Origin of the sequence: Streptomyces sp. OZ13 (genome assembly GCF_052068155.1) — a bacterium.
Classification (GTDB): domain Bacteria; phylum Actinomycetota; class Actinomycetes; order Streptomycetales; family Streptomycetaceae; genus Streptomyces.
In genome coordinates, this window is sequence record NZ_JBQHCZ010000003.1 from 1 (window position 1) to 23,523 (window position 23,523).

Genomic DNA, 23,523 nt, shown 5'->3' on the forward strand with positions numbered 1-23,523 from the left:
CGCCTGGTTGAACTGCTCGTTCGACATGATCTGCGTGCCCGGCCGGGCCAGCTCGGCGCGCATGAAGAGCGCCATCAGGCCACCGATGCAGAAGAACACGAACGAGGTGACGAGGTAGAGCGTGCCGATCGTCTTGTGGTCGGTGGTCGTCAGCCACTTCACGACGACATTGCCGGGCTGCTTGCGCCGTACCGGCAGCTCGTTCTCGTACGAGTCTTCGTCCGCCACGGCGGCACCCTGGGATTCGTTGAGGATGCTCACAGTTGGTTCTTCTCCGCATTCCTGGCCGGGTCCGTCTGCTCGATGCCAGACGGGATGAAGCCGGTCTGCCCCTTCTCGGCAAGCTCCTTCAGATGCTGCTGGTAGCGCTCCGGGGAGACGACCTTGACGTTGAAGAGCATCCGCGAATGGTCGACGCCGCAGAGCTCGGCGCACTTGCCCATGAAGGTGCCCTCGCGGCTGGGGGTCACCTCGAAGACATTGGTGTGGCCGGGGATGACGTCCTGCTTCATGAGGAAGGGGACCACCCAGAAGGAGTGGATGACGTCACGCGAGGTCAGGACGAACCGGACCTTCTCCCCCTTGGGCAGCCACAGCGTGGGGCCCGGGTTGCCGTTCTGCGGGTTCCGGGTGCCGGGAATACCGGCGTCGTAGACGCCCTCCGCACCCGCCGGGAAGTCATTGGTGTACTTGTCCGGGATCGCGTTCAGTTCCTTGTCCGCGGCCGCGTCCCCGGTGGCCGGGTTCCCGTCCACGTCCTCGAGGTAGTTGAAGCCCCAGCTCCACTGGTAGCCGACCACGTTGATGGTGTGGGCGGGCTTGTCGGAGAGCTCGAGGAGCTTCGACTCGTCACGCGCGGTGAAGTAGAAGAAGACCGACACGATGATGATCGGAACCACGGTGTACAACGCCTCTATCGGCATGTTGTACCGGGTCTGCGGAGGGATCTCCACCTTGGTGCGGCTGCGCCGGTGGAAGAACACGCTCCACAGGATCAGGCCCCACACCAGCACGCCCGTGGCGAGCGCAGCCGCCCACGAGCCCTGCCAGAGGGAGAGGATCCGCGGCGCCTCCTCCGTGACGGGGGTGGGCATTCCGAGGCGGGGAAAATCCTCCCAGTTGTATGAGCAACCGGAGGCGGTAGCCAGGATCAGGCCCGCAGTCAGCACCTGCGGCAGCTTCCGCCGCATCGGGCGCCGCGACGAGCGGTCGGAGCCGTTGGGACTCACGTAGCGCCTTCCCGAGAGTCTCGGCCCGCGCGGCCGGGCTGCGGCCGTCTCGCTGGTCGGTCGCCGGCCCTGACGCGGGCAGGGGTTTGGATGTTTATGCGGACCAAACCCTACTGGACGCTATTTGGGGTCGCGCGGGGAGGGTGCCCAACGCGCCGTCCGGCACCCCGAAGGGGTGGCTGCTCCCTTCGGGGTAGGTGCGGAGCGCCCTGGAATGCCCGATTCCGGCAGGCAACTGACACTCCGTGTCCTGGCCGGGGTTAGCGTGATGACGTGCCCTATTTCGACGCCGCCTCCGCCGCTCCCCTGCACCCCGTCGCCCGCCAGGCTCTGCAGGCCTCCCTCGACGAGGGCTGGGCCGACCCCGCCCGGCTGTACCGCGAGGGCCGCCGCGCCCGGCTGCTCCTCGATGCCGCCAGGGAGGCCGCGGCCGACGCCGTCGGCTGCCGCCCCGACGAGCTCGTGTTCACTCCTTCGGGGACGCAGGCGATCCACGCCGGTGTCTCCGGGGCGCTCGCGGGGCGTCGGCGTGTCGGCCGGCGGCTCGTCGTCTCTGCCGTCGAACACTCCGCCGTGCTCCACGCGGCGGAGGCATGGGAGGCCGCCGGCGGTTCGGTGACGGAGGTCGGCGTCGACCGGCACGGAGCCGTCGCACCGGACGCGTACGCCGCCGAACTCGGCGAGACCACGGCTCTGGCCTGCCTGCAGTCCGCCAACCACGAGGTGGGCACCGAGCAGCCCGTGCGGGAAGTGGCCGAGGCATGCCGGTCCCTGGGCGTGCCTCTCCTGGTGGACGCGGCGCAGTCGCTCGCCTGGGGGGCCGTGGAAGGGGACTGGTCGCTGCTGACCGCGAGCGCGCACAAATGGGGCGGCCCGTCGGGCGTCGGACTGCTCGCCGTGCGCAAGGGCGTCCGCTTCGCCCCGCAAGGCCCCGCCGACGAGCGGGAGTCGGGCCGGTCCGCCGGATTCCAGAACATCCCGGCGATCGTCGCGGCGGCCGCCTCGCTCCGGGCCGTACGCGCGGAAGCGGCCGCCGAGTCGGCCCGGCTGCGGGCCCTGGTGGACCGGATCCGCGCGCGGGTGCCGGAGCTGGTGCCCGACGTGGAGGTGGTCGGCGATCCCGCGCGGCGCCTGCCGCACGTCGTGACGTTCTCCTGTCTCTATGTCGACGGCGAGACCCTGCTGCACGAACTGGACCGGGCCGGCTTCTCCGTGTCCTCCGGGTCGTCGTGCACGAGCAGCACGCTGATCCCGAGCCATGTGCTGAGGGCGATGGGCGTCCTCTCGGAGGGCAACGTACGGGTGTCGCTGGCGCCGTTCGACACCTCGGAGGAGGACGTCGACCGCTTTCTGGCGGTGCTGCCGGGGCTGGTGGCGGGGGTACGGGAGCGGTTCGGCGCGCCGGTGCCTGCGGCGGCGGCTGCGTCTGCGGAGGGGGCGGGGGTGTCTCCGTCGTCGGAGCGTTCGTCGGAGCCCTCGTCGGAGCCCACGGAGGCGTCCGAGTCCCTGGTGCTGGACACCCTCGGGCGGCGGTGCCCGATCCCGGTGATCGAACTGGCGAAGGTCATCGGCGAGGTGCCGGTCGGCCGCACGGTCACGGTGCTCTCCGACGACGAGGCGGCCCGCCTGGACATCCCGGCGTGGTGCGGGATGCGGGGGCAGGAGTACGTGGGGGAACGGGGGGCGGAGGCGGGGGTGGCGTACGTGGTGCGGCGCTTGCGCTGACGCGTGTTCCCCTCCCCGCCCCTTCCCGCTGTACCGATGTGCGGCTCCGCCGCGTGGGGGCTCCGCCCGGGCCCGTACCGCGCGTTGCGCGGTGTTTCGGGGGCTCCTCCCCCTACGCCCGGCGGCGTGGGGGGACCCCCACCGGACCCCCGCGCCTCAAACGCCGGCGAGGCTGACAAAGTCGGCCCGCCCGGTGGCAGGCCCGGGTCGAGACCGGCAGCCGAGACCGGCGAAGCCCGTGACGGGCCCGGGCCGAGCACGGCAGCCGGGACCCGGCGGAGCCCGTGACGGGCCCGGGCCGAGCACGGCAGCCGGGACCCGGCGGAGCCCCGTGACGGGGCCCGGGCCGGGTCCGGGGTTGCCCCGCCGTGCGGCGGAGACGCACGGCGGGGCGCGTTCCGTCAGGACAGGTGTTCGCGGACCTCCGCCGCCGCCTCGTCCCCGTACGCCTTCGTGAAGCGCTCCATGAAGTGCGCCCGCCGCAGCGTGTACTCCTGCGTGCCGAGCGTCTCGATCACCAGCGTCGCCAGCATGCAGCCCACCTGCGCCGCGCGCTCCAGGCCCACGCCCCACGAGAGGCCCGAGAGGAAGCCCGCGCGGAACGCGTCGCCGACGCCGGTGGGGTCGACCTTGGCCTCCTCGTCGGGGCAGCCGACCTCGATCGGGTCCGCGTCCGCGGACTCGATGCGGACGCCGCGCGAGCCGAGGGTGGTGACCCGGTGGCCGACCTTGCCGAGGATCTCCTCGTCGGTCCAGCCGGTCTTGGACTCGATGAGCCCCTTCTCGTACTCGTTGGAGAAGAGGTACGCCGCGCCGTCCAGCAGTATCCGGATCTCGTCGCCGTTCATCCGGGCGATCTGCTGCGAGAAGTCCGCGGCGAACGGGATGCCCCGCGTACGGCACTCCTCGGTGTGGCGCAGCATCGCCTCGGGGTCGTCCGCGCCGATCAGGACGAGGTCGAGGCCGCCCACGCGGTCCGCCACCGACTGGAGTTCGATCTGGCGGGCCTCGCTCATCGCCCCGGTGTAGAAGGAGCCGATCTGGTTGTGGTCGGAGTCGGTGGTGCACACGAAGCGCGCGGTGTGCAGGACCTCCGAGATACGGACGGACGCCGTGTCCACGCCGTGGCGGTCGAGCCAGGCGCGGTACTCGTCGAAGTCCGAGCCCGCCGCGCCGACGAGGATCGGGCCGGTGCCGAGCTGTCCCATGCCGAAGCAGATGTTCGCCCCGACACCGCCCCTGCGCACGTCGAGCGTGTCGACGAGGAAGGAGAGGGAGACCGTGTGCAGCTGGTCCGCGACCAACTGGTCGGCGAAGCGGCCGGGGAAGGTCATGAGATGGTCGGTGGCGATGGAGCCGGTGACTGCGATACGCACGGTGAGGCGCTCCTGAGGCGGGCTGGCAGTGACAGTCCACGCTACCGGTCCCTGAACCCGGCCACGTGCGGAAACTACCCGATAGTAGGGCTTTTTTCCGGGACTCCCAGGTGCATACGGTGCGGCTATGACCAAGTACACGGCGGCGCTCGAGCCGCGGCCGCAGCGGGATCCACGGGAGCCCGAGATCAGTCTGGCCCAGCTGCGCGGCGACTGCGCCCGGATGGCACCACACTGGGTCGTACCGGCGGCAGCGGCGCCCGCGCCCGTGCACCCGTCCCTCATCCACGGTGTCGTGGTGCCGTCCGCGTCCGCGCGGCTGGTGGACGCGATGTCGGAGTACGGCGACTGACGCCACCCGGTCCCTCCGCGGCTCCGGCGCCTGCGGCCGGCCCCGGGGAAGAGGCGAAGGGAACCACGTGCTCCCCCGCTCCGTCCCACACGTGTCCTCCGCAGCAGGAGGCGCGAGACAAGGAGCGATGCGGTGAGCAGCACGGAGAACACGCAGGAGAGTCCCCGCCGTCGGCGTTCCCCGCTGGTCGTCGCCTCTGTGGCGGCCGCGGTGCTGGTCGCCGGCGGTGGCGGTGCGTACTTCGCGACCGCCGGCTCCGAGGGCGCGGACGCCACGGACGCCAAGAGCGGTGCCGCCGGAGCCAAGAATCCTCCCCCGTTGGCCCTGGACCTCGGCGGGAGCGGTACCGAGAGCGGGATCGCGCCGGGTGAGCCCGACCCCACCGGGGGCGGCGTCGTCTACAGCGCGAAGGGCGACCTGCCGGACGGGCCCGGCCGCGCGGCCGTGCACCGGGCGACGGGGACGGTCACGGAGGCGGAAGTGACCCGGCTGGCGAAGGCGCTCGGTCTGCCGGGGACGCCACGTCTGGAGGGGCCGGCCTGGAAGATCGGACCGGCCAAGGACGGCCAGGGGCCGACACTCCAGGTGAACAAGGACGCCCCGGGGACCTGGACGTTCGCCCGCTTCGCCTCCCCCGGCGGGGACAACTGCCTGAAGGGCAAGGGCTGCCCCTCGGGCGGCTCGGCGGGCGAGGGCGGTGAGCCGGTGAGCGAGGCCGAGGCGAAGAAGGCCGCGGCGCCGCTGCTGAAGGCCGTTGGCCAGGGCGACGCCGCGCTGAACGCGGGCCAGCTGATGGGCGGGGTGCGCGTGGTGAACGCGAATCCGGTCGTGGGCGGACTGCCGACGTACGGCTGGACGACGGGCGTCCAGGTGGGCGCGGACGGCACCGTGGTCGGCGGCAGCGGGCAGCTGAAGAAGCCCGCGAAGAGCGACACGTACCCGGTGGTCTCCGCCGAGGAGGCGGTCGGTCAGCTGAACGAGGCGGGCAAGGACAGCGGACGCGTCGGCATCGGCGGGTGCGCCACCCCGGTCCCCCACGAGGGCGAGATCAAGCCGGACGCACCCTGCGAGCCCGACAGCGCCACTGCGGGGCCGGAGCGGCTGACGATCGGCACGGCCGTCTTCGGGCTCTCCGCGCAGTATGTGGACGGGCGGCAGGCACTGGTGCCGACGTGGCTGTTCGAGGTGGCGGCGAAGGACGGGGGCCGGCCGTTCACGGTGACGCAGACCGCCGTGGAGGAGCGTTTCCTCAAGAGCGCCGAGCCGCCGACGCGCGACATCGCTCCGGCGGATCCGTCGGAGGACCCGGCCGGCCAGGGCCCCGCCCAGATCTCGTACAGCGTCCAGGGCCGGACGCTGACCGTCACGTTCTGGGGCGGCGTGTGCAGCAACTACGAGGCGAAGGCGACCGAGAGCGGTGACCAGGTGAAGGTCCGGATCATGGAGACGAACCCGGACCCCGAGCGGGTCTGCATCATGCTGGCCAAGGAGCTCAAGGCGTCCGTGACGCTGGACGAGCCGCTGGACGACCGGAAGGTCGTCGACGCGAACACGGGCAAGCCACTGCCGCGCAAGGGCTGACGCCCCTCGTGCCGCATGCCGAAGGCGGCGGACCCTGGAACGGGTCCGCCGCCTTCGGCATGAGCAGCCGGACTCTTAGCTGAACGAGTCTCCGCAGGCGCAGGAACCCGTGGCGTTCGGGTTGTCGATCGTGAAGCCCTGCTTCTCGATGGTGTCGACGAAGTCGATGGAGGCGCCGCCCAGGTACGGGGCGCTCATACGGTCGGTGACGACCTTGACACCGTCGAAGTCCTTCACGACGTCGCCGTCGAGGGAGCGCTCGTCGAAGAACAGCTGGTAACGCAGGCCGGAGCAGCCGCCGGGCTGAACCGCGACGCGCAGCGCCAGGTCGTCCCGGCCTTCCTGGTCCAGCAGGGCCTTGACCTTGGCCGCGGCGGCGTCGGACAGGAGGATGCCGTCGCTCACGGTGGTGGTCTCGTCCGATACGGACATCTGCTTCTCTCCCGGGTTGTGCGGACTGCTTGCCGACGGTGCAACCGGCATGGCCCTGGATTCATTCCGGACCGCTCGTCTTTCCCCTTCATGCTCGCACACCCGGCCATGGAGCGGCACCGGCCTGTGGACGGGGCGTGCGTCACCTTGCGGACAGGGGGGTGCGTCACATCGACACTATGGCCATCGTCAAAGTGACGTGAAGCGGTTATGATAGATAGCGTCAAATAGACGAAAAGCGCTCTGCCAGACGAAGAAAGGGTGCGTGTCGTGACCACCGCCCAGACCAGCCCCGAGCTCGACGTGTCGCCGACTCCGCTCGCACTGCTGCTGCTCGGCCGTGAGGCCGACCCCCGCAGCGAGCGCGGCGTGGAGTGCCCGGGCGACCTGCCCTCGCCGTCCGACCCGGATCTGGTGGAGCGCGCCCGCGCGGCCAAGGAGAAGCTCGGCGAGAAGGTCTTCGTCCTCGGGCACCACTACCAGCGCGACGAGGTCATCCAGTTCGCCGACGTCACCGGTGACTCGTTCAAGCTGGCGAAGGACGCCGCGGCCCGGCCGGAGGCCGAGTACATCGTCTTCTGCGGTGTGCACTTCATGGCCGAGTCCGCCGACATCCTCACCTCGGACGACCAGAAGGTCGTGCTGCCCGACCTCGCGGCCGGCTGCTCGATGGCCGACATGGCCACCGCCGAGCAGGTCGCCGAGTGCTGGGACGTGCTGACGGAGGCCGGCGTCGCCGAGCAGGTCGTGCCCGTCTCCTACATGAACTCCTCCGCGGACATCAAGGCCTTCACCGGCAAGCACGGCGGCACGATCTGTACCTCGTCGAACGCCAAGCGCGCGCTGGACTGGGCCTTCGAGCAGGGCGAGAAGGTCCTCTTCCTGCCGGACCAGCACCTGGGCCGCAACACCGCCGTCCGGGACATGGGGATGTCCCTCGAGGACTGCGTCCTCTACAACCCGCACAAGCCGAACGGCGGTCTGACGACGGAGGAACTTCGCGCCGCCAAGATGATCCTGTGGCGCGGTCACTGCTCCGTGCACGGCCGGTTCTCGCTCGACTCCGTCAACGACGTGCGTGAGCGCATCCCGGGCGTCAACGTCCTGGTGCACCCGGAGTGCAAGCACGAGGTGGTCGCCGCCGCCGACTACGTGGGCTCGACGGAGTACATCATCAACACGCTCGAGGCGGCCCCGGCCGGCTCGAAGTGGGCGATCGGCACGGAGCTGAACCTCGTCCGGCGCCTGGCGAACCGTTACGCGGACCAGGGCAAGGAGATCGTCTTCCTGGACAAGACGGTCTGCTTCTGCTCGACGATGAACCGCATCGACCTGCCCCACCTGGTGTGGGCCCTGGAGTCGCTGGCCGAGGGGAACCTGGTCAACCGCATCGAGGTCGACAAGGAGACGGAGAGCTTCGCGAAGCTCGCGCTCGAGCGGATGCTGGCGCTGCCGTAGCCGCCGCCTTACGCGCACGAGGGGCGTCCCGCCGCAGCGGGGCGCCCCTCACGTATGAGATCTGGGCGCCGACGCAACGACCTGGGCCCCGCAGCCGACCGGCTGCGGGACCCTGGTCCGTGCGGGACGGAACGGAGGCTAGGCGTTCGACGGCTCCAGGGCCGTCTCGTCCGTCTCCGCGGGCTTCGCGGCCTCGCGCTTCGCCGCACGCCTGGCCCGGCGCCGCTCCTTGCGGAGCTCCACCATCGCGTACAGCGTCGGCACCAGCAGCAGGGTCAGCAGCGTCGACGTGATCAGGCCGCCGATCACCACCACCGCCAGCGGCTTGGCGATGAAGCCGCCCTCGCCCGTGACACCGAGCGCCATCGGCAGCAGCGCGAAGATCGTCGCCAGGGCCGTCATGAGGATCGGGCGCAGCCGGTGCCGGCCGCCCTCGACGACCGCCTCGACCACCCCGAGGCCCTGGGCCCGGTACTGGTTGATCAGGTCGATCAGCACGATCGCGTTGGTGACCACGATGCCGATGAGCATCAGCATGCCGATCATCGCCGGCACGCCCATCGGCGTGCCCGTCGCGACGAGCAGGCCGATCGCGCCGGTCGCGGCGAACGGGATGGAGACCAGCAGGATCAGCGGCTGGATCAGCGACCGGAACGTCGCCACCAGCAGCATGAAGACGATCGCGATCGCGGCCAGCATCGCCAGGCCGAGGTTCAGGAACGCCTCCTCCTGGTCCTCGGACACGCCGCCGATGGAGGCGGTCGCGCCCTCGGGCAGGTCCAGCGCGTTGATCTTCGACTGAAGCGCGGTGCTCACCGCGCCGGTGTTGTCACCGGTCGGCTTCGCCGTGATCGTCGCGGCCCGCGAGCCGTCGATCCGGGTCATCGAGACCGGGCCGGGGACCAGCTTCACCTCGGCGATGTCACCGAGCTTCACCGGGCCGAGCGGCAGCGCCTTCAGCTCCTCCATCGTCTTCGCCGGCTTGGCGGAGGTGATGACGATGTCCCGCTCGGTGTCGGCCAGGATGGCCTTGCCCGACGGGGTGCCGCGCACGGCCTGGCCGACGGCCATGCCCAGCGTGGCGTCGGTGAAGCCCGCGTCGGCCGCCTTCGGCGTGGCCTTGACGGAGATGCGCGGCACGGACTGGGCCAGGTCGCTCTGGACGTCGGTCACGTCATCGAGCTTCGCGACCTCCGCCCGTACCGCCTCCGACGCCTTCTGGAGGGTGTCGGAGTCGGACGCCTTCACCACGACACTCAGGTCCTGGCTGCCGAAGCCGTCCCCGGCGGCGATCGTCGTGTCGCCGACGCCGTCCAGCTTGCCGAGCTCCTCGTCGAGGTGGTCGCGGACCTTCTCGTACGACGCCGAGTCCTTCAGCGTCAGCTGGTACGACGCCTGGTTGGCGCCGGTGCCGCCGCCGAAGGCCGCCATGAAGCCGGAGGAGCCGACGGTGACCTGGTAGTCCTTGATCTCGTCGACGCCCGCGAGGACCTCCTCGACCTTCTTCGCGGAGGCGTCGGCCGCCTCGAGGCTGGTGCCGGGCGGCAGTTCCTGCTTGACGGACATGACCTCCTGCTCGCCCTGGTCGAAGAAGTTCGTCTTGAGCAGTCCGGCCATGCCGAACGTGCCGAACAGCACCACGACCGCCAGGGCGACACTCGTCAGGCGGCGGCGGGTCGCGAAGCGCAGCACGGGGACGTACATCCGCTGGAGCCGGCTCCGCGCCTCCTTCTCCTCCGCCTTCCGCCGGGCCTCCTCCGGGTCCAGGCCCTGCACTGCCTTGGGGGCGCGCAGGAACCAGTAGGACAGGACGGGGACGACGGTCAGCGAGACGAGCAGGGACGCCAGCAGCGCGGCGGTGACGGTGAGGGAGAACGAGCCGAACAGTTCGCCGACCATGCCGCCGACGAGACCGATCGGCAGGAACACCGCGACGGTGGTCAGCGTGGAGGACGTGACGGCGCCCGCCACCTCCTTCACCGCGGTGATGATGGCACTCTGCCGCTCCTCGCCGTAGCCGAGGTGACGCTTGATGTTCTCGAGGACCACGATCGAGTCGTCGACGACCCGGCCGATCGCGATGGTCAGCGCGCCGAGGGTGAGCATGTTGAGCGACAGGTCACGGGTCCACAGCACGATCAGCGCGAGGACGACGGACAGCGGGATGGACACCGCCGTGACCAGCGTCGAGCGCAGCGACGCGAGGAAGACGAGGATCACGATGACCGCGAAGACCAGGCCGAGCGCGCCCTCGGTGGTCAGGCCGGAGATCGACTTGGAGACCGCCGGGCCCTGGTCGGAGACAACGGTGAGCTCCGCGCCCGCGCCGAGGTCGGCGCGCAGGCCGGGCAGCTTGTCCTGGACCGCTTCCGAGATGGCGACGGCGCTGCCGTCGTTGTCCATGGTGGCCAGCACGGCGAGGCTGGGCCTGCCGTTCGTGCGGGTCAGGGAGACCCGGCCCGCCTCCGTCTGCTCGACGGTCGCGATGTCGCCGAGGCGTACGGGCTTGCCCTTCGTGCCCTGCGCGGGCACGATCCGCAGGTCCTCGATCTGCTGCAGGCTGGTGAAGCCGCCGCCGACCTGGACTGTGCGGCTCTTGCCCTCCTCGGAGAACGACCCGGCCGGCATCGTGGCGCCGCCGGTCCTGAGCGCCTCGGACAGCGCCATGGTGTTCAGACCCGCGGCGGCGAGCTTGCGGTCGTCGGGGGTGACGGAGACCTGGAGGTCCTGGACGCCGTCGATCGAGACCTGGCCCACGCCCTCGATGTCCTCGATCGCGGGTACGACGGTCCGCTCGAGCTGGTCGGCGAGCGCCTGCTGGTCCTTGTCCGAGGTGACGGCGAGCACGACGGTGGGGATGTCGTCCGTCGACCCGGCGATGACCTGCGGGTCCACCTCGTCCGGCAGTTGGGCGCGCGCCCGGTTCACAGCTTGCTGGACGTCGGCGACGAGCTGCTTGCCCCCGTCCCCGTACTCGAAGGTCGCCATGATGACGGCGCTGCCCTCGCTTGCCGTGGACGTGATGCCCTCGATGCCGTCGACGGCCTTGATGCTCGCTTCGAGCGGCTCGACGACCTGCTTCTCGACGACGTCGGGCGACGCGCCCTGGTAGGGGGCGAGCACCGAGACCATCGGGAGCTCGATGGACGGCAGGAGCTGCTGCTTGAGCTGCGGGACGGCGATCGCACCGAAGACGATCGCGACGATGGACATCAGCCCTATCAGGGCCCGTTGCGACAGGCTGAATCTGGACAGCCAGGACATGGGGTCTCTCTTCTGTGGCTTGCGCGGGGACGGGCACAGAGGCCCGCCTATACCTTCGGCCACGAGGAGGGGCCGTTCCCTAGCCCCCAGGTCCCGTTCCTCACGCCGCGCATACCGCAGCTGGAGTACGCACGCCCGCCGGCTCACTCCACCCTTGGACGTACCAGTCCCGACTCGTACGCGGTGACCACCAGCTGGGCGCGGTCGCGGGCGCCCAACTTGGCCATGGCGCGGTTCACATGGGTCTTGACCGTGAGCGGGCTGACCTCGAGCCGGGTGGCGATCTCGTCGTTGGAGTGGCCGCCGGCCACCAGCACCAGCACCTCGCGCTCGCGAACGGTGAGCGCCGAGAGCCGCTCGGAGAAGTCCCCGGCGTTCCGGCCGTCGTCCGCCGCTCCGCCCTGCGCGAGGAAGGTGGCGATGAGCCCCTTGGTCGCGGCGGGCGACAGCAGTGCCTCACCCGCGGCGGCGACCCGGATGGCGTTCAGCAGTTCGTCCGGTTCCGCGCCCTTGCCGAGGAAGCCGGAGGCACCGGCCCGCAGCGACTGCACGACGTACTCGTCGACCTCGAAGGTCGTCAGCATGACGATCCGTACGTGCGACAGCTCCGGGTCCGCGCTGATCTCGCGGGTGGCGGAGAGTCCGTCCGTGCCGGGCATCCGGATGTCCATGAGGACCACGTCGGCCCGCTCGGAGCGGGCCAGCGCCACCGCCTGTGCGCCGTCGGCCGCCTCTCCGACGACCTCCATGTCCGGCTCGGAGTCCACCAGGACCCGGAACGCGCTGCGCAGCAGCGTCTGGTCGTCGGCGAGCAGCACCCTGATCGTCATGTGTCCTCCCCCGCGCGGACGGCCCGCACCTTGAGCGGCAGTATCGCCTGCACACGGAAGCCGCCTCCGTAGCGGGGTCCCGCGGTGAGGGTGCCGCCGAGGGCGGTGACCCGCTCCCGCATGCCGAGCAGACCGTGACCGCCGCCGTCGGACGGACCGGCCGCGTCGGCGGGGCCGTTGTCGATGACGGTGACCTCCAGCGTCGAGCCGACCCGCACCACGCTCACCTCGGCCTTGGCGTCCTTCCCGGCGTGCTTCCGCACATTGGTCAGCGCCTCCTGGATGATCCGGTACGCGGCCAGGTCGACGGCCGCCGGCGCCGGTTCGCCGTCGTCGGCGCGGGCGACCTCCACGGGAAGGCCGGCCTGACGGAACGTGGTGACCAGTTCGTCGAGGACCGCGAGACCGGGCGCGGGTGCGGTGGGCGCCTCCGGGTCCCCGGACTGGCGGAGCAGCCCGACGGTGGCGCGCAGCTCGTTCAGCGCGGAGCGGCTCGCCTCCCGTACGTGCGCGAGCGCCTCCTTGGCCTGGTCCGGACGCTTGTCCATGACGTGGGCGGCGACCCCTGCCTGCACATTGACCAGCGCGATGTGGTGGGCGACGACGTCGTGCAGGTCGCGGGCGATCCGCAGCCGCTCCTCGGCGACCCGGCGCCCCGCCTCCTCCTCCCGCGTCCGCTCCGCGCGTTCCGCCCGCTCCCTGATGGCGTCGACGAAAGCCCGCCGGCTGCGCACGGCGTCACCGGCGGCGGCCGCCATACCGGTCCAGGCGAAGACGCCCAGGTTCTCCTGCGTGTACCAGGGGCTCGAGCCGAAGGCCATCGCGGCGGCGGTCAGGACGGTCATCGTCAGCAGGCCGACCCGCCAGGTGGTCGGACGGTCGGTACGGGAGGCGACGGTGTACAGGGCGATCACGGCGCTCATCGCGACGGGCGCGGCCGGGTCGCCCGCCACCAGTTCCACGACGGACACCGCGCCGGTGACCAGCAGCACGCCCATCGGCTCACGCCGCCGGAAGACGAGCGCGCCGGCGGCGACCAGCATCAGGACCGCGCTGCGCGCGTCGGGTGTGCGGGTGCCGAAGGTGGGGCCGTGCGGCCCGTTCGGATCGGCGAAGGAGCCGGCCACCATGCAGATCAACGCGGCCACGGCGAGGGCGCCGTCCAGCGCCAGCGGGTGCGCGCGCAGCCAATTGCGGACGCGGTCGTACCGGGCGGCGAATGGGGTCACGTCAGGCAACGTTACGGCGTGGGAGAGGGGTGGCGGAGCACGGTGGCGGGCGCGACCGCCGCGCGGAACCGGAGATCGAGGCGCGAGGGTCCGGGGCCTGCCCCGTAACGGGTCCCGGCGGGGCCCGGCTCCGGGAAGGCGCGGGAGGGAAAGGCTCCGCGAAGCGGCACCGTTCCGGTTCGGGGGCACGGTCGGGGAGAGGCCGGCGCGACCCCCGTTCAAGAGAGGGCGCAGCCGGTACAGAAGGGGCGCGCGTGTTGGAGTGCGGGCGCGGGCGCCGGCCGCTACGCCACCGGCGGGATCAGACCGCTCTCGCCGAGGAGGTCACGGACCTCCTCCAGCGTCGCGTCCGGCGCTGGGAGAATCAGTTCGGACGGTTCGAGAGAGGCGTCGGGCAGCGGCTCCCCCAGCTCCCGGACCTTCTCGAGCAGCGCGTGCAGGGTCTGGCGGAAGCCGGCCCCGTCGCCGCTCTCCATCTCCGCGAGCAGTTCGTCGTCGAGCTTGTTGAGCTCGGCGAGGTGGCTTTCCGCCACCTCCACCTGGCCCTCCCCCATGATCCGTACGATCATGACGAGTCCTTACTCTCCGTGCCGGTCCGTACTGACGGTCACTGCTTGTCGAACTTGTGCGGGCTGTTCTGCTGCTGCGTGGCGTCCTGCGAGCCCGCTGCGCCGCCCTCGATCGCCTGCTTCGACGCCGGGCCGCCGGCCAGTTCCGCCTTCATCCGCTGGAGCTCCAGCTCGACGTCCGTGCCGCCGGAGAGGCGGTCCAGCTCGGCCTGGATGTCGTCCTTCGCCAGCCCCGACTGGTCGTCGAGGGCACCGGAGGCGAGCAGCTCGTCGATCGCGCCGGCCCGCGCCTGGAGCTGGGCGGTCTTGTCCTCGGCGCGCTGGATCGCGACGCCGACGTCGCTCATCTCCTCCGAGATGCCGGAGAAGGACTCCGCGATCCGGGTCTGTGCCTGTGCCGCGGTGTAGGTGGCCTTGATGGTCTCCTTCTTGGTGCGGAAGGCGTCCACCTTGGCCTGGAGCCGCTGCGCGGCGAGCGTCAGCTTCTCCTCCTCGCCCTGGAGGGTCTGGTGCTGGGTCTCGAGGTCGGTGACCTGCTGCTGCAGCGCGGCACGGCGGGAGAGTGCCTCGCGGGCCAGGTCCTCACGGCCGAGGGCCAGCGCCTTGCGGCCCTGGTCCTCGAGCTTGGAGGACTGTCCCTGGAGCTGGTTCAGCTGCAGCTCGAGGCGCTTGCGGGAGGTCGCCACGTCGGCGACTCCGCGGCGGACCTTCTGAAGCAGCTCCAGCTGCTTCTGGTACGAGTAATCGAGGGTCTCGCGCGGATCCTCGGCCCGGTCGAGGGCCTTGTTCGCCTTCGCGCGGAAGATCATCCCCATACGCTTCATGACACCGCTCATGGGCTTCGCGCGCCCCCTTCTGACGGACTACGGCTTCAGCACTCCAACAGAACCCACAGTACGGGCCCTGCATCCATTACCGCACTGTTCGAGCGCGGATGCGCTCATCCCCAAGGACGACTGCGTACGGCTCCGATCCGGCGCAAGGAGTAGGTGGCTGTCAGGGGAGCCGTACCCGCCGTCCCGTTCTGTCCCTTACGGACGCACGCCGTTGCGGGATCGTTCCCCACCGGGGTGGGGTCCATGCCCGGCAACCCGTACCCTTGGGTTTTGTGTTCCGTAGCCGTTCCAAGGAAGAGAAGGCCCCCACCGGCAAGGTGACGGCGGACCTCTCCAAGCAGCCCCGCGACCCCGAGGCCCCCAAGGGCCGCCCGACGCCTAAGCGCAGTGAGGCACAGGGCCAGCGCCGTCGTGCCTCCAGTGGTGCGCCGCAGGACCGCAAGGAGGCGATGAAGCGCCAGCGTGAGGCACGCCGTGCCGACCTGGCCAGGCAGCGGGAGGCTCTCGCCAGCGGCGACGAGCGTTACCTGCCCGCCCGGGACAAGGGCCCGGTGCGGCGCTTCGTCCGCGACTTCGTCGACTCCCGCTTCTGCATCGCGGAGTTCTTCCTGCCGCTCGCGGTGGTGATCCTGGTGCTGAGCATGGTCCGGGTCGCCCAGCTGCAGAACATCGCGCTGCTGCTCTGGCTCGGCGTGATCGTGCTGATCGTCGTCGACTCGATCGGCCTGTCGATCCGTCTGAAGAAGCAGCTCCGTGAGCGCTTCCCGAACGAGCCGAAGCGCGGAGCCGTCGCCTACGGCCTGATGCGTACGCTCCAGATGCGTCGGCTGCGCCTGCCCAAGCCGCAGGTCAAGCGCGGAGAGCGGCCCTGAGCACCGATTCGTCGCAGCCTGGCGGCTTCACGCCGGAGGCGTCCGCGAACTGGCTGGCCGGCGCCGGCGGTCTGCGCAACACCGTCCGCCAGGAGCTGGTGGCCCGGCAGCTCGAGGAACAGATCACGTCGCGGTATCCCGTCGGCCAGCGGCTGCGGGTGCTCGACGTCGGCATGGGCCAGGGCACCCAGGCCCTGCGTCTGGCACGCGCCGGGCACACGGTCACCGGCCTGGAGTCGGACGCCGTGATGCTGAAGGCCGCCCGTGAGGCACTGGCGGGCGAGCCCGCCGGTATCCGCGAGCGGGTCCGGCTCGTGGAGGGCGACGGCCGGGACACCGGCGTGCACTTCCTGCCGGGCAGCTTCGACGTGGTCCTCTGCCACGGCGTGCTGATGTACGTGGAGGAGCCGGACGGGCTGCTCGCCGGTCTGGCCAGGATGCTGGCGCCGGGCGGGCTGCTGTCCCTGCTCGTCCGCAACGGCGACGCGCTGGCCATGCGGCCCGGAGCGGCCGGGGACTGGCAGACGGCGCTGGACGCCTTCGACACCCAGACCTACACCAACCGCCTCGGGCTGAAGGTGCGCGCCGACCGGCTCGAGGCGCTCACGGCGACGCTGGACGGCATCGCCGCGCCGCTGCACGCCTGGTACGGGGTGCGGATCTTCACGGACAACATCGGCAACGACGTCGAACTCCCCGCCGCGGACGAGCTGCACCAGGTGCTGACGCTGGAGGAGCGCGCCGGGCGCACCGACCCGTACCGCGGGGTGGCGGCACTGCTGCACCTGTGCGGAGTGCGGCGGATCTGACTCCGGCCGCCGCCCCCTGATCGGCGGCGCACCGCAGGCACCGGCCGGGCGGCCGTAGGGATACTCCGGGCATGGACGCATCTCCCCGCCCGGCCCGTCGTACCCTCCGGCTGCCGGCGACCGCGACCGCCGTTCTCTGCGTGGCCGCCCTGGCCGCCGGCTGCTCGCCGGCCTCCGGGCCCGAGCCCCGGTCCTCCACCCGTGCCGCCGCCGCCCCGGTCGCCACGAGCGAGCTCGAGGACGGCTACCGCGAGGTCATCGCGAACGTGCTGCCCTCCGTCGTTCAGATCGAGGCCGGGGAGAGCCTGGGCTCCGGCATCGTCTACGACGACAAGGGCCACATCGTCACCAACGCGCACGTCGTGGGCCGGACGGAGCGCTTCAACGTCACCGTCGCCACCGGTGAACAGCCGCTGACCGCGACGCTGGTCTCGGCCTTCCCCGAGCAGGACCTCGCCGTCGTCAAGCTCGACGACGTCCCCCCGGGCCTCCGGGCCGCCCGCTTCGGTGACTCCTCCGAGGTCGCGGTCGGCCAGATCGTCCTGGCCATGGGGTCGCCGCTCGGACTGTCGAGCAGCGTCACCCAGGGAATCGTCTCCGCCGTGGGCCGCACGGTCAGCGCGAGCAGAGAGGGCGGCGGAACCGGGGCGACCATCGGCAACATGGTGCAGACCTCGGCGGCGATCAACCCGGGCAACAGCGGGGGCGCGCTCGTCAATCTGAGCAGCGAGGTCATCGGCATCCCGACGCTGGCGGCGTCCGACCCCGGCCTCGAAGGCAGCACCGCACCCGGCATCGGATTCGCGATCCCCGTCTCGATGGTGCGGACGGTCGCGGACCAGATCATCAAGTACGGCGAGGTCAGGGACTCCGGCCGGGCCGCCCTCGGCATCACGGGCCGCACCCTCCTGGACGACGACTACCGCCCTTCGGGCGTCGCGGTGGTCTCCGTGGCCGCCGACGGCCCGGCGGCGAAGGCGGGGATCCGTGCGGGCGACATCATCACGAAGCTGGACGACGCGGAGATCGCGACGATGACGTCCCTGGCGGAGGCGCTGGCCTCGAAACGACCGGGCGAGGAGGTCTCGGTGACGGTCGAACGAGGGGGGCGGGAGCGGACGGTGACGGTCACGCTGGGCGAGATCTGACCGGTCGAAACGAGCGCCGGGCCCGGCCCGAGGGCGTCACACCCCCGGCCGGGCCCGGCACAAGCGCGGGCTCAGGACTCGTGGAGGCTCATCGGGCCGTAGATCTTCGTGCCGTCCTCCGAGAGGAAGACCTGGTCCGCCCCGCCCTCCTGGAGTTCCTTCCAGTGCTCGCCGATCCAGGATTCCGCGTCGCCCTGCGTCGTGAACTCCTCCGGCTCCACCGCCGGCTGGACCTCCGTACCGTCGGACTTCTCGAACCGCCACGTCCACGCCATGTGCGCCTCCCACGTCCCTAGGGCAAGCTGATCAGTTTGCTGCCCGCAGCGTAGCCGGGCGCGCACCGCTCGGGGCGAGGCGGCAGGATCGGAGGCGTGGAACTGACTCTGCTCGGCACCGGCGCTCCCGCCGGCCTCCCCCGACCCGACTGCCCCTGCGCCGTGTGCGCCACCGCCCGCGGCCCGGAGGCGCGGGCGGCGACCGCGTTGCTCGTGGACGGGGCGCTGCTTCTGGATCTGACGCCGGGCGCCGCACTCGCCGCGGCGCGTGCGGGGCATTCGCTCGTGGGCGTCCGGCAGGTGCTGTTGACGCACCCTCACGACGGTCCGCCCCTGGATCTGCCGGCGGGGCTCCCGACGGCGGGGAGGGTGCCGGACGGGCGGGAGTTGACGCTGATCAGCGGGCACCGGGTGCGGGCCCTGCCGATGGACAACCCGGGCACGGGTTACGAGGTGACGTCCCCGGACGGTGACCGGCTGCTGTATCTGCCGCCCGGCGCGGCTCCTGCGGGTCTCGCGGAGGGGCTGGCCGCGTACGAGATGGTCGTGGCCGATGTCGTGGGCCGTCCGGACGCGATCGCCCGGCTGCGGGCGTCGGGGGCGGTCGGGGCGACGACGGACGTGGTCGCCGTGCATCTGGACCATGACGCCCAGGGCGGCCCCGAGCTGACCCGTCGTCTGGCGGCCGCGGGGGCCCGTGCGGTGCCGGACGGGACGACGCTGATCGTCGGCGAGTACCACGCGGTGCCGGACGTGCCCCGGCGGACTCTGGTGACGGGCGGGGCGCGTTCGGGGAAGTCACTGGAGGCGGAACGCCGGCTGGAGGCGTTCCCGGACGTGCTGTACGTGGCGACGGGCGGGACCCGGGACGGAGACGCGGAGTGGGCGGCACGGGTCCACGCGCACCGTGAGCGCCGTCCTGGTTCGTGGCGTACGACGGAGACGTGCGATCTGGTGCCGCTGCTGGAGGCGGAGGGGCCGCCGCTGCTGATCGACTGTCTGTCGCTGTGGTTGACGGACGCCATGGACAGGGCCGGCGCCTGGGACGACGAGCGGTGGGCCGCGGAGGGTGAGCGGGCGCTGCGGGAGCGGGTCGGCGAGCTGGTCGCGGCGGTCCGGGCGACGGCCCGTACGGTCGTGGCTGTGACGAACGAGGTGGGTTCCGGGGTGGTCCCGGCCACGGCGTCCGGGCGGCGTTTCCGCGACGAGCTGGGCCGGCTGAACGCGGCGTTCGCGGACGAGTGCGAGCAGGTGCTGCTGGTGGTCGCGGGCCAGGCGCTGGTGCTCCGCGGCTGAGGTCCGCTCGAGGCGGGGCCGGGCCGTTCCGGCACGGTCCCCGGCTGGCCGTCCGCGCGTCGGCGGGTGCCGGTACTGTTCGGCGAATGAGCAGGCTGAATCTCGACGACTTCTCCGATCTGATCGAGCGCCCGGACAGCGGTACGCGGCGTGACGCCGAGGAACGCCGGGAGCGGCTGGTCGTGCCGCCTGGTGCGCTGGGCCGTCTCGACGAGCTGGGCGAGTGGCTCGCCGCCGCGCAGGCGTCCGTCCCCGTGAGGGCGATCGAGCGGCCGCGCGCGGTGCTGTTCGCCGGCGACCACGGTGTCGCGGAACTGGGCGTGTCGGCACGGGAGTCGGGCACGGCGCACCGGCTGGTGCGGGGCGTGCTGGAGGGCGCGAGCCCGGTGGCCGTGCTGGCCCGCCGGGCGGGTGTGCCGGTGCGGATCGTCGACGCGGGTCTGGACTGCGACCCGGGTCTGCTGCCGGAGGAGGTGTCGCGTCACCGGGTGCGGCGCGGCAGCGGCCGTATCGACATCGAGGACGCGCTCACTGCCGAGGAGGCGGAGCAGGCGGTGCGCCTCGGCATGGCGATCGCCGACGAGGAGGCCGACTCGGGTACGGATCTCGTGGTTCTCGGCGACCTGAGCGTGGGCGGTACGACGCCGGCGGCGACGCTGATCGCGGCGCTGTGCGGCACGGACGCGTCCGTGGTGACGGGCCGCGGCGGGGCGGGCATCGACGATCTGGCCTGGATGCGCAAGTGCGCGGCGATCCGGGACGCCTTGCGGCGGGCCCGGCCGGTGCTGGGCGATCAGCTGGAGCTGCTGGCGGCGGTGGGCGGCGCGGACCTGGCGGCGACGACCGGGTTCCTGTTGCAGAGCGCGGTGCGCCGGATGCCGGTGATCCTGGACGGTGTGGTGTCGGCGGCCTGCGCGCTGGTGGGGCAGCGGGCGGCGTTCCGTGCGCCGGACTGGTGGATCGCGGGCCAGGTGAGCGGCGAGCCGGCGCAGACGAAGGCGTTGGACCGGATGGCGCTCAATCCGGTGCTCGACCACGGCGTGACGGTGGGCGAGGGGACGGGCGCGCTGCTCGCGCTCCCGTTGGTGCAGGCGGCTGCCGCGCTGGCTGCGGAGCTGCCGGAGCGGCCCGCTGCGGACGAGCCGGAGGCGGCGTCCGAGGCGGAGCCGGAGGCGCGGTGACGCCGGGCGGGGACCCGGTCCGCCGAGGATCGGGCTCGCCGCCGGCCGGGCCGAGGGATTCCTGGAGGCCCGCGGCCTGCCACTTGTCGATGCACCGCCGGCCTCTGGAAGGCAGGCGCTGATCACGGCGGGCGGCATCCGGCGGCCGGCGCCGGAGTCCGAGGCTCCGCGGTCACGGGTCGCGGGGCGGCACCCGGTCCGGCGCCCCGCCGATCAGGTCCTGGAACGCCCGGCGCGGCCCCGCCCAGCGCCGGTCGTGGCGGACCGAACGCAGTCGCGCCCTGGCACGGGCCTTCGGGCGGCGCCGGTAGAACCTGCGGGCCCAGTACGACTCGGGGCGGGCGAGCCGTACCGCACCGACCAGCGCCACCACCGGCACGAGCACGCCGAGCAGGCCCATCCTGGCCTTGCCCTTGAGGAGGGTGATCAGGGCGAAGAGCAGGTTGCCCACCACGGTGAGGATCACGGCGGCGCGGTTCTGGCGTTCGTCCGGCGTCAGCCCGTCGACGCCGAGCGGTACGGAGCCGCCGAGTACCAGCAGCGCGAGGGCGGTGGCCATCACGACGACCTCGACGCTCTTGCGGCCCTCTTCGGTCCAGTAGACGTCGTCCAGATGGAGGATCAGGGCGAACTCGTCGAGGACCAGCCCGGCTCCCATCCCGAAGATCACCGCGCAGACGGCGGCTCCGACGCCGTGTCTGCCGCTGCCCACGGCACCGAAGCCGCCGACCACGGTGAGGAGGACCCCGGGCACCACATGGTGGATGTGCATGCCGCCGGGAGTGACGTTCTTGAACGGCCCCTTGCCCGCCCTGATCAGCCGGGTGACCATCCGGGTGCTGAGGAACGTGACCACGAACGAGGCCAGCGCGAGCAGCATCGGCAGCTTCCCGGGTTCCAGGATGTTGCGGTAAAACCAGTGACCCATGCCACCCGCTCCCGTTCAGGACGCTTCGCCCGTTATGCGCAATTTACCGTCACGGGGCTCGGGCTACCCTTCGCGCGATGACTCCTCGGACCGCCGCCGCGGCCTCTGCGCACGGCATACGTTTCGCCTTCGGCACCCTCACCGTGCTCCCCGTCCGCGTCACCCGCTGGGACCGCGACGCCGCGCGTGCCGGGATGCTGTGCGCGCCGCTCGCGGGGCTCGTGGTCGGGCTGTCCGCCGCGGCGGCCGGCGGGCTCCTGGCCCTGCTGGGTTCGGGGCCGCTCCTGGCCGCGGTGGCCACGGCGGCGGTTCCGGCCGTACTCACCCGGGGGCTGCATCTCGACGGGCTCGCGGACACGGCGGACGGGCTCGGCAGCGGCAGGCCCGCGGAGGACGCGCTGCGCATCATGAAGCAGTCCGACATCGGGCCGTTCGGCGTGATCACGCTGCTGTTCGTGCTGCTCGGGCAGGTCGCGGCGCTGGCCGAACTGTACGCGCGGAGCTGGGCGCTGGGCGCGACGGCCGCGGCGTTGACTGCCGTGACCGCCCGTCTCGCGCTGACCCTCGCCTGCCGGCCCGGTGTCCCGCCGGCCCGTCCCGAGGGCCTCGGGGTCGCCGTCGCGGGGGCTGTTCCACTGCGGGCCGGGCTCGCCGTGGGCGCCGTCGTGGGCCTCTGCGCGGCGGGCGCGGGCGCGCTCTTCGGCCCGTACGGGGCACTGCACCATGCCCTCGCGGTGGCGGCCGGTCTGCTGGCCGCCCATCTCCTGCTGCGGCACTGCGTGCGGCGCTTCGGCGGAGTGACGGGCGATGTGTTCGGGGCGCTCGCGGAGACGGCGGGCACGGTGGCACTGGTGGCGCTGACTTTGCGCTGACATTTTCCCGTTCCTTGACCCTGGGGCGTACAACCCCACCGGAAAGCGGGCGGTCCAAACGACGTGATCACACGTCCTCGTCTTCCGATACTCGCCGCGGCCGCCGCGGCCGCCGTGCTTCTGACCGCCTGCTCCGCGAAGGAGCAGGCCCCCGCGCACCCGGTCTTCGACGCGGCCCTGCAACAGCAACCGCGCCAGGCGCTGCTCGCCACGCAGGCGGCGGCCACAGCGAGCTTCACGCAGACGCTGACGTTCACTTCGGAGCACGGTGACACCACGCAGACGTCCGAGGGACGGCTGGACTTCCCCGGCGGCCGCGCGGCGGGCTCCCTGGCCTGGAAGGTCGCCGAGGGCCTGCCCGCAGAGGCCCAGGACGCACTTCTCGGCACCCGGCTCGGTGAAGGCCGCTCGCCCGCGCGGTCCCGTGTCGTGATCGACCCGGCCACCATCCGGATCCGTTCCGGCGAGGCCGCCTACTGGCTGCGCTACGACGAGTCGGACCCCTTCGGCAGCGGTGGCACGATCGACGCGCTGCGCGGCGCGGAAGCGGCCTTCGGCGGCACGATGCTGGAGATCGTGTCGGGCGCCCAGGACGTGAAGCAGTCGGCGGGCGACGGCGGAGGCCGCCTGTACCGGGCGAAACTGACGGCGTTCAACGCCCTCGGCATGTTCTCCCCGGACCTTCGGAAGGAACTGGTCAGGTCGATCCCGGACGTCACCGAGGCGCCGGTCACGCTCACCCTGGCAGTGGACGCGCAGGGCAGGATCACCCGGGCGGAGGCGGACCTGTCCGCCCTGCTCGACAGGAAGGACAGCGCCCTCGGCTCGATCACCGGCCTGCACGCCACCCTGGTGGTGAGCGGCCTCGGGGCCTCGCCGCCGGCCATGCCGCCGGCGTCCGAGCGGAACCTGCCCGCCAAGGAAACCGTCAGGCCCATCGGCGAACTGAAGCCCGGCGCATGCGCCGATCTCAACACCGGGACGCGGGTACTGGACATGGTCGTCGCGATCCCGTGCGAACAGCCCCACGACGCCCGCGTGTTCGGCCACTCCGCGTTCTCCCTCGACCACCCCGGCGCCGAGGAGGCGAAGCGGCACGCGAGCGAGAAGTGCGGGCAGGCGTTCGGGGCGGCGCCCGACGTCTGGACCCGGGAGTCCGTCAAGAAGGACCATTACTGGTTCACCTGGCCCGGCGAGGACGGCTGGGGCGAGGGCGGCGTCCCGGTGGCCAGCTGCTACGTGCTCTCCCGCTGACGCGCCC

21 protein-coding genes and 1 pseudogene are annotated in these 23,523 nt (G+C 71.9%); 11 read left to right on the forward strand and 11 right to left on the reverse strand.

Annotation, left to right across the window (positions count from 1 at the left end; all coding sequences use genetic code 11):
- Positions 1 to 261: pseudogene (locus ACTMTU_RS06990) on the reverse strand (cytochrome ubiquinol oxidase subunit I); the annotation flags it as partial.
- On the reverse strand, positions 258 to 1,229 hold the full coding sequence (gene ctaC, locus ACTMTU_RS06995; protein ID WP_441262614.1) for an aa3-type cytochrome oxidase subunit II: 972 nt from the start codon (positions 1,227 to 1,229) through the stop codon (positions 258 to 260). The pseudogene ACTMTU_RS06990 and the gene ctaC, both read right to left, overlap by 4 nt.
- Positions 1,230 to 1,502: 273 nt before the next feature.
- Between ctaC and ACTMTU_RS07000 the strand changes: the two genes are divergently transcribed.
- Complete coding sequence (locus tag ACTMTU_RS07000; protein WP_441262615.1) at positions 1,503 to 2,954, forward strand: cysteine desulfurase/sulfurtransferase TusA family protein; 1,452 nt, start codon at positions 1,503 to 1,505, stop codon at positions 2,952 to 2,954.
- A 401-nt stretch (positions 2,955 to 3,355) separates the two neighbouring features.
- On the opposite strand, the gene ACTMTU_RS07005 is transcribed toward ACTMTU_RS07000, so the two are convergent.
- Positions 3,356 to 4,330 (reverse strand): carbohydrate kinase family protein, encoded by a 975-nt coding sequence (locus ACTMTU_RS07005; RefSeq protein ID WP_441262616.1) that lies wholly within the window; start codon positions 4,328 to 4,330, stop codon positions 3,356 to 3,358.
- A gap of 127 nt (positions 4,331 to 4,457) precedes the next feature.
- Between ACTMTU_RS07005 and ACTMTU_RS07010 the strand changes: the two genes are divergently transcribed.
- Together ACTMTU_RS07010 and ACTMTU_RS07015 are read left to right on the forward strand one after the other, a co-directional pair.
- On the forward strand, positions 4,458 to 4,682 hold the full coding sequence (locus ACTMTU_RS07010) for a hypothetical protein (protein ID WP_441262617.1): 225 nt from the start codon (positions 4,458 to 4,460) through the stop codon (positions 4,680 to 4,682).
- A 132-nt stretch (positions 4,683 to 4,814) separates the two neighbouring features.
- The gene (locus tag ACTMTU_RS07015; protein WP_441262618.1) at positions 4,815 to 6,263 is read left to right on the forward strand and encodes a hypothetical protein; all 1,449 of its coding nucleotides are present in this window, start codon (positions 4,815 to 4,817) and stop codon (positions 6,261 to 6,263) included.
- Between the two features lie 75 nt (positions 6,264 to 6,338).
- Here the strand turns inward: ACTMTU_RS07015 and ACTMTU_RS07020 are convergent, their stop codons facing one another.
- Positions 6,339 to 6,695, reverse strand: a complete 357-nt coding sequence (locus ACTMTU_RS07020) for a HesB/IscA family protein (RefSeq protein WP_005318559.1) — start codon at positions 6,693 to 6,695, stop codon at positions 6,339 to 6,341.
- Positions 6,696 to 6,965: 270 nt separating this feature from the next.
- On the opposite strand from ACTMTU_RS07020, the gene nadA reads away from it, so the two are divergent.
- Positions 6,966 to 8,153: a quinolinate synthase NadA gene (gene nadA / locus ACTMTU_RS07025; protein ID WP_441262619.1), complete on the forward strand. Its 1,188-nt coding sequence runs from the start codon at positions 6,966 to 6,968 to the stop codon at positions 8,151 to 8,153.
- A 138-nt stretch (positions 8,154 to 8,291) separates the two neighbouring features.
- On the opposite strand, the gene ACTMTU_RS07030 is transcribed toward nadA, so the two are convergent.
- From ACTMTU_RS07030 to ACTMTU_RS07050, 5 genes are all read right to left on the reverse strand, one after another.
- On the reverse strand, positions 8,292 to 11,417 hold the full coding sequence (locus ACTMTU_RS07030) for an efflux RND transporter permease subunit (protein WP_441262620.1): 3,126 nt from the start codon (positions 11,415 to 11,417) through the stop codon (positions 8,292 to 8,294).
- A gap of 143 nt (positions 11,418 to 11,560) precedes the next feature.
- Complete coding sequence (locus ACTMTU_RS07035; RefSeq protein ID WP_441262621.1) at positions 11,561 to 12,247, reverse strand: response regulator; 687 nt, start codon at positions 12,245 to 12,247, stop codon at positions 11,561 to 11,563.
- Complete coding sequence (locus ACTMTU_RS07040) at positions 12,244 to 13,485, reverse strand: sensor histidine kinase (protein WP_441262622.1); 1,242 nt, start codon at positions 13,483 to 13,485, stop codon at positions 12,244 to 12,246. Before ACTMTU_RS07040 ends, ACTMTU_RS07035 begins: the two co-directional genes overlap by 4 nt.
- A gap of 275 nt (positions 13,486 to 13,760) precedes the next feature.
- On the reverse strand, positions 13,761 to 14,045 hold the full coding sequence (gene pspAA, locus ACTMTU_RS07045; protein ID WP_441262623.1) for a PspA-associated protein PspAA: 285 nt from the start codon (positions 14,043 to 14,045) through the stop codon (positions 13,761 to 13,763).
- A gap of 38 nt (positions 14,046 to 14,083) precedes the next feature.
- Complete coding sequence (locus ACTMTU_RS07050; protein ID WP_078535378.1) at positions 14,084 to 14,881, reverse strand: PspA/IM30 family protein; 798 nt, start codon at positions 14,879 to 14,881, stop codon at positions 14,084 to 14,086.
- A 272-nt stretch (positions 14,882 to 15,153) separates the two neighbouring features.
- On the opposite strand from ACTMTU_RS07050, the gene ACTMTU_RS07055 reads away from it, so the two are divergent.
- From ACTMTU_RS07055 to ACTMTU_RS07065, 3 genes are all read left to right on the forward strand, one after another.
- Positions 15,154 to 15,753 (forward strand): DUF3043 domain-containing protein, encoded by a 600-nt coding sequence (locus ACTMTU_RS07055; protein WP_441262624.1) that lies wholly within the window; start codon positions 15,154 to 15,156, stop codon positions 15,751 to 15,753.
- 95 nt (positions 15,754 to 15,848) lie between these two features.
- Positions 15,849 to 16,562 carry a class I SAM-dependent methyltransferase gene (locus ACTMTU_RS07060; RefSeq protein ID WP_441263148.1) on the forward strand — a complete coding sequence of 238 codons (714 nt, stop codon included), beginning with the start codon at positions 15,849 to 15,851 and terminating at the stop codon, positions 16,560 to 16,562.
- Positions 16,563 to 16,633: 71 nt separating this feature from the next.
- Positions 16,634 to 17,710 carry a S1C family serine protease gene (locus tag ACTMTU_RS07065; RefSeq protein WP_441262625.1) on the forward strand — a complete coding sequence of 359 codons (1,077 nt, stop codon included), beginning with the start codon at positions 16,634 to 16,636 and terminating at the stop codon, positions 17,708 to 17,710.
- Positions 17,711 to 17,781: 71 nt separating this feature from the next.
- Here the strand turns inward: ACTMTU_RS07065 and ACTMTU_RS07070 are convergent, their stop codons facing one another.
- The gene (locus tag ACTMTU_RS07070; protein ID WP_441262626.1) at positions 17,782 to 17,985 is read right to left on the reverse strand and encodes a hypothetical protein; all 204 of its coding nucleotides are present in this window, start codon (positions 17,983 to 17,985) and stop codon (positions 17,782 to 17,784) included.
- 96 nt (positions 17,986 to 18,081) lie between these two features.
- Here ACTMTU_RS07070 and ACTMTU_RS07075 point away from each other — a divergent pair, with 96 nt between their 5' ends.
- Complete coding sequence (locus ACTMTU_RS07075) at positions 18,082 to 19,281, forward strand: bifunctional adenosylcobinamide kinase/adenosylcobinamide-phosphate guanylyltransferase (RefSeq protein ID WP_441262627.1); 1,200 nt, start codon at positions 18,082 to 18,084, stop codon at positions 19,279 to 19,281.
- A gap of 86 nt (positions 19,282 to 19,367) precedes the next feature.
- Entirely contained in the window at positions 19,368 to 20,462 is a 1,095-nt protein-coding gene (gene cobT, locus ACTMTU_RS07080) for a nicotinate-nucleotide--dimethylbenzimidazole phosphoribosyltransferase (protein WP_441262628.1), read from the forward strand.
- 172 nt (positions 20,463 to 20,634) lie between these two features.
- On the opposite strand, the gene ACTMTU_RS07085 is transcribed toward cobT, so the two are convergent.
- Positions 20,635 to 21,390, reverse strand: a complete 756-nt coding sequence (locus ACTMTU_RS07085; protein ID WP_441262629.1) for a hypothetical protein — start codon at positions 21,388 to 21,390, stop codon at positions 20,635 to 20,637.
- A gap of 77 nt (positions 21,391 to 21,467) precedes the next feature.
- Here ACTMTU_RS07085 and cobS point away from each other — a divergent pair, with 77 nt between their 5' ends.
- Positions 21,468 to 22,262 (forward strand): adenosylcobinamide-GDP ribazoletransferase, encoded by a 795-nt coding sequence (cobS, locus tag ACTMTU_RS07090; protein WP_441262630.1) that lies wholly within the window; start codon positions 21,468 to 21,470, stop codon positions 22,260 to 22,262.
- Positions 22,263 to 22,325: 63 nt separating this feature from the next.
- Positions 22,326 to 23,516, forward strand: a complete 1,191-nt coding sequence (locus ACTMTU_RS07095) for a hypothetical protein (RefSeq protein ID WP_441262631.1) — start codon at positions 22,326 to 22,328, stop codon at positions 23,514 to 23,516.
- Positions 23,517 to 23,523 lie beyond the last annotated feature (7 nt).